The organism is Moorena sp. SIO3H5 (assembly GCF_010692395.1).
Classification (GTDB): domain Bacteria; phylum Cyanobacteriota; class Cyanobacteriia; order Cyanobacteriales; family Coleofasciculaceae; genus Moorena.
Map to the genome: position 1 here is coordinate 1 of NZ_JAAHHS010000475.1, position 5,465 is coordinate 5,465.

Consider the following 5,465-nt stretch of genomic DNA (forward strand, 5'->3'; position numbering starts at 1 on the left):
CTTGCAATATAGCAATCATTATCGATTCGTGAAAAATCCTCTCACCAAAACCGTAAATCTGTGATCTAATATACCTTTTGCCAAAGTATTTAGGTAAGCATTTAGCCGTGAGCTGTCAGCCGTGAGCTTTTAGCTCACGCTACGCCAACAGCTGTCAGCTTAAAACAAGCAATCGGGCTGACGAGTTCAACGGACTCAAAGCCAAAGACTATGAATTCCTCCCTTGGGCATTCCCGTAGCGTGGCCGAACGCGCACGCGTGGCCAAAAGGCCAAAAGGCCAGGGAACTGAGATGTAAGCATATGTGTTACGCGCACGCTACGCGAACAGCTTGGCACAGACTTCGACGCTGAATGCTGATGGCTGATGGCTGAATGCTGATGGCTGAATGCTGATGGCTGAATGCTGAATGCTGATGGCTGATGGCTGATGGCTGAATGCTGAATGCTGATAGCTTACAAGAGGTTTTTACACTTCGTTACACAGTTAATAACAAATTGATACAAAAATATTTATTCTTTGACCAGAATTAAATATAATTAATTCAGTAGCGGAAAATATTAGGTTTAAACCTATTTAACTCCGCCGCTTTTAACCCCGCAGGGTTGTTGCTTTTACGGTAATTGCCTGTCCGCTAAGGTAACAACCTTGTGGAATAATGCTGATAGTGCTCATAAATTAAAGGAGGAGAAGGATATGCGCGGTTGTTCCATGCTTCTAGCTCTTCTAGTGTTTGCTGGATTGTTGTATTTTATCGTCAATTCTGGTACCTTTGAAGGCTTGATGGACACCATAACACCCTCGGAACGGCAACTGGAATAAGCGATAGGGCTGGGCGTGGGGAGATGGGGAGCAAGAGTATAGTTTGAAATTGGTATTAGTAATTCTTCCTTAGTTGAAGTAGTCCACACCATTACTCCTATTGCTATAGCGTTTCTTATAGTAATGAGGTATACAGAATTTTTTCCATATTCCCTATTCCCTATTCCCTATTCCCGACTACCGACTCCCGATTCCCGAGTTGACATTAATCAAAGCCTGAAACCGCTGATCTGAGCGAATGGTATCAAAATCTGAGTCAGTTTTTGCCATCTCTCGATATTCTTCAGGATTGAGAGTAATTGCCTGTTTCAAGTTATCAAGGGCTAAGTCTATATTTCCTTGTAAGGCATAACAGCAGGCTTTGTTGTATCAAGCTTGGTGGTGATCGGGTTTAAGTTTCACAGCTTGGTCATAGGATTCAATCGCTGCTTCGTTTCGTCCTAATTTCCGTAGGGCAATCCCCCGGTTGTTCCAAGCTTGGTAAAAATCGGGTTTAATTTTTAAAGCTTTATCATAGGATTTAATCGCTGCTTCATTTTGTCCTAATTTCCATAAGGCAATCCCCCGATTATTCCAAGCTTGGTGGAAATCGGGTTTAATTTCCAAAGCTTTGTTATAGGATTCAAGCGCTGCTTCATTTCGTCCTAAATCCAATAGGGCAATCCCCCGGTTATGCCACGCTTGGTGGTAATCGGGTTTAATTTCCAAAGCTTTGTTATAGGATTCAAGCGCTGCTTCATTTCGTCCTAATGCCAATAAGGTAACTCCCCGCTTGTACCAAGCTAGGTGGTAATCGGGTTTAATTTCCAAAGCTTTGTTATAGGATTCAAGCGCTGCTTCATTTCGTCCTAAATCCAATAGGGCAATCCCCCGGTTATGCCACGCTTGGTGGTAATCGGGTTTAATTTTTACAGCTTTGTCAAATGATTTAATCGCTGCTTCATTTCGTCCTAATGCCAATAAGGTAACTCCCCGCTTGTACCAAGCTAGGTGGTAATCGGGTTTAATTTTTAAAGCTTTGTCAAATGATTTAATCGCTGCTTCATTTTTTCCTAATTTCTGTAGGTCAACTCCCCGGTTGTACCAAGCTAGGTGGTAATCGGGTTTAATTTTCAAAGCTTTATCATAGGATTTAATCGCTGCTTTTTTTCGTCCTAAATCCGATATATCAATCCCCCGGTTATTCCAAGCTTGGTGGTAATTAGGTTTAATTTTCAAAGCTTTATCATAGGATTTAATGGCTGCTTTATTTTGTCCTAATTTATGTAAAGCATTCCCCCGGTTGTACCAAGCTTCGTGGTCATCATGTTTAATTTTCAAAGCTTGGTCATAGGAATCGATGGCTTCTTCATTTCGTCCTAAATCCGATAAGACATTCCCCAGGTTATTCCAAGCTTGCTGGAAATCCGGTTTAGTTTTCAAAGCTTGGTGATAGGAATTGATGGCTTCTTCATTTCGTCCTAAATCCGATAAGGCATTCCCCTGGTTATTCCAAGCTTGGTGGTCATCATGTTTAATTTTCAAAGCTTGGGCATAGGAATATATCGCTGCTTTTTTTCGTCCTAAATTCAATAGAACAAGCCCCAGGTTATTCCAAGCTTGGTGGAGGTCGGGTTTAAATTTCAACGCTTGGTTATAGGAATCGATGCCTTCTTCATTTCGTCCTAAATCTGATAAGGCAATCCCCCGGTTGTTCCAAGCTAGGTGGAAATCCGGTTTAATTTTCAAAGCTTGGTCATAGGAATCGATGGCTTCTTCATTTCGTCCTAAATCGGATAGGGCATTCCCCCGGTTGTACCAAGCTTCGTGGTCATCGGGTTTAATGTTCAAAGCTTGGTCAAATGATTCAATCCCTGCTTCCAAATTTCCTAAATCGGATAGGGCAACCCCCCGGCTATTCCAAGCTTGGTGGAAATCCAGTTTAATGTTCAAAGCTTGGTCAAATGATTCAATCCCTGGTTTTAAATGTCCTAAATCGGATAGAGCAATCCCCCGATGGTACCAAGCTTGGTGGAAATCAGATTTAATTTTCACAGCTTTGTCATAGGATTTAATCGCTGCTTTGTTTAGTCCTAAATCCAAAAGGGCATTACCCCGGTTGTACCAAGCTTGGTTTAGGTCGGGTTTAATTCTCACAGCTTTGTCAAAGGATTCAATCCCTGCTTCCAAATTTCCTAAATCGGATAGGGCAATCCCCTGGTTGTACCAAGCTTGGTAGAGATCAGGTTTAATTTTCAAAGCTTGGTCATAGGAATCAATCCCTGCTTCCAAACGCCCTAATATCGATAGGGCAACCCCCCGGCTGTACCAAACTTGGTGATCATCCAGTTTAATTTCCAAAGCTTGGTCGAAGTTAGCGATCGCGTCTTCATACTCTTGGGCAGCAACGAGTAGCATTCCTAGTTCAACTAGTAAATCAGCTTGCTCTTCAGGAGTGTGATGCTCTGCTTCGAGGCGTTCTTGAATAGCGATAATTTTTTTACTTCGTTCTTTAGGATTTAAGGACTGATTCTGAAAGTCTTCTTGTTGACATTCCTCTGATTTGCTAGGAAAGTCAAACATACCAGAACGCCAGTCAAAAAAGTCGGGAGCACGGTGGATAAAATAATTCAGCACAAATGGCCGTAATAGAAACACAAAACAAATATTAAAATCATCTCGAAATCGTTCTCTGTGTTGGTTGAGATGATTTAAAATATGAGGAACGCCTTTCCAACTATAGGAATAAATTGCTTTGTTATCCCATCCCTGCTGACGTTTCGTCTCTTCATACTTATAAAACGAATATTCTAGACCTTGGATAAATAAAACCTTGATGTGCTCGCGGTCGGGGTGATCCTGAACAATGCCGTATAAATTATCAATCGGTTCCTCGAAGCGCAACACCTCTATTTTTTTCTGAGGCAAATCCTGCTTAACCTGCTTAACCAACTTCTCTGCTTCTGCGGGAGAACAACGGACAAATAATAATCCAAACCCTCTACGGCGTCGAACGGCACGGAGTAAGTCTTGGTATTGTTCTTCTGGACTTGCTGGCGGTAAATCCTCGTCCGCATCTGTAAAGTTTACCATTAGTTTTTGCAGTTCTCATTACTGCTGTGAGTCTAGTTGAGCACAAGCGTCTTGAAATTGCTTAATCCCTTTAATCAGGGGATGAACATCGTACCAACACTGTCTTTCTCCTTCGTCATCAAAGTATTGATACTCTAACAAACAGCGATTAAATAATAACTGACGATACTGGTCATTATTGTGTATCTGCTTGGAGCGGTAAACATCGGCTAAAATTGACCACTGTCCATCCTGAACCGTTCGGCGATAGGTATCTCGTGCATCAGTAATGGATCGTTGCACTGCTCTGAGGGAAATTGGTAAGGTTTCGGTGCGAGCAATGGCAGTTTGGATTAATAATAGCAAATTCCGCACATGACCTCCACTCATAAGACACAAGCGCTCTAAGGCTTCTGGACTTTCAAATATATCGGTTTCTAGGGAGCGAGTGGGAGCAAATTGGCCGACTCGCTTGCTAATCACTTCTTTAACTTTATTGAATCCAGGCTGATAGAGGTTACCCTCTTTAGTTCGCACCATAATCATCGGTAACACCTGGGCATCACCATAGATATCTCGCAAATCATTAGTTCGCTTTGAGTACAGCATTGAAATCGGAACTGTGTAGACAATATGGCACTTTAATCCTTTTAATTGTTCACTACGGTCTAAAAAAATTTCTTCATGATTAGTTTGGTTACTCTCTTGGATAACTGGCACAATCCGGTCTAAATTATCCGCAATCACTGCTAATTTAGTACATCCAGCGGGTAAGTTCTGTTTGGCTTCTGTAATAAATTGATTCAACGCCTTTAGGAGAGTAACGGTGTGGGGATTAATTTTCTGTCGAATCTGTTGACGCAAGGTTGGTACAGCTCTTAAATTAGCCGTTAGCTTGCCATACTGAGAGATTTTTGCTTCTGCACTTAGTCCATCAAATGCTAATTCAGTCAGGGCCAAATCTTTCAACTCTTGCCAGCGGCTTTCCAGCCAGTTCAGCAAGGGCCTGGGATTAGCACTGTCCTTGAGGTCTTCGAGTAAATGGCGAGTACAGGCCAGCAGAATATCGGTATATTGAGTATCTTCGGAGTCCACATCTTCTTCATCTGCGGCAAAATACACCACATAGAAGTTATTTTGTTCCAAATATTGCTTCAATCGGAACAATTCTGTAGATTTTCCTGCCCCCCGATGACCTCCATATAAATGATAGGTCTCTCGCTTAGAAAGCAACATCTCTTTCCCTAAATCCACCTGGATCTCTCCATCCCCCCGCACTTCCCGACAATCGACATAAACCGGGTCCCCTGCCGGTAACGGTTGGGAGGGGTCAAAGGCATTGTAGAGGTTTTCCAGTAAATCAGAGGTGTAAGTCATGGAGGGAACACGGAGTAGGGAGTAGGCAAGAGGCAAGAGGCAAGAGGCAAGAGGCAAGAGGGAATGATTTAGCTTGTCACATAGGGCTGGATCCCTTTGTCTGTTTAATTTTTAAAGACCATTACCCGCATTGCTACCAGTAGTAGTTTAACTGGAGGGAGTGGAGAGATGATGTAATCGGGTGACAACCCTAGGTCGCTCGATCGCTTTTATCAT

Annotated in this window: 3 protein-coding genes and 1 pseudogene; 1 reads left to right on the forward strand and 3 read right to left on the reverse strand. The window is 42.6% G+C overall.

The features are described from left to right. The first annotated feature begins 695 nt into the window (after nucleotides 1-695). Complete coding sequence (locus F6K52_RS31580; protein WP_267873693.1) at nucleotides 696-821, forward strand: hypothetical protein; 126 nt, start codon at nucleotides 696-698, stop codon at nucleotides 819-821. A gap of 294 nt (nucleotides 822-1,115) precedes the next feature. On the opposite strand, the pseudogene F6K52_RS31585 reads toward F6K52_RS31580, so the two are convergent. From F6K52_RS31585 to F6K52_RS31595, 3 genes and pseudogenes are all read right to left on the reverse strand, one after another. Further along, nucleotides 1,116-1,178 (reverse strand): annotated as a pseudogene (locus F6K52_RS31585) (hypothetical protein); the annotation flags it as partial. Nucleotides 1,179-1,190: 12 nt separating this feature from the next. Next, nucleotides 1,191-3,893, reverse strand: a complete 2,703-nt coding sequence (locus F6K52_RS31590; RefSeq protein ID WP_293088238.1) for a tetratricopeptide repeat protein — start codon at nucleotides 3,891-3,893, stop codon at nucleotides 1,191-1,193. 18 nt (nucleotides 3,894-3,911) lie between these two features. Further along, the gene (locus tag F6K52_RS31595; protein ID WP_364420678.1) at nucleotides 3,912-5,306 is read right to left on the reverse strand and encodes an ATP-binding protein; all 1,395 of its coding nucleotides are present in this window, start codon (nucleotides 5,304-5,306) and stop codon (nucleotides 3,912-3,914) included. Nucleotides 5,307-5,465: the final 159 nt, after the last annotated feature.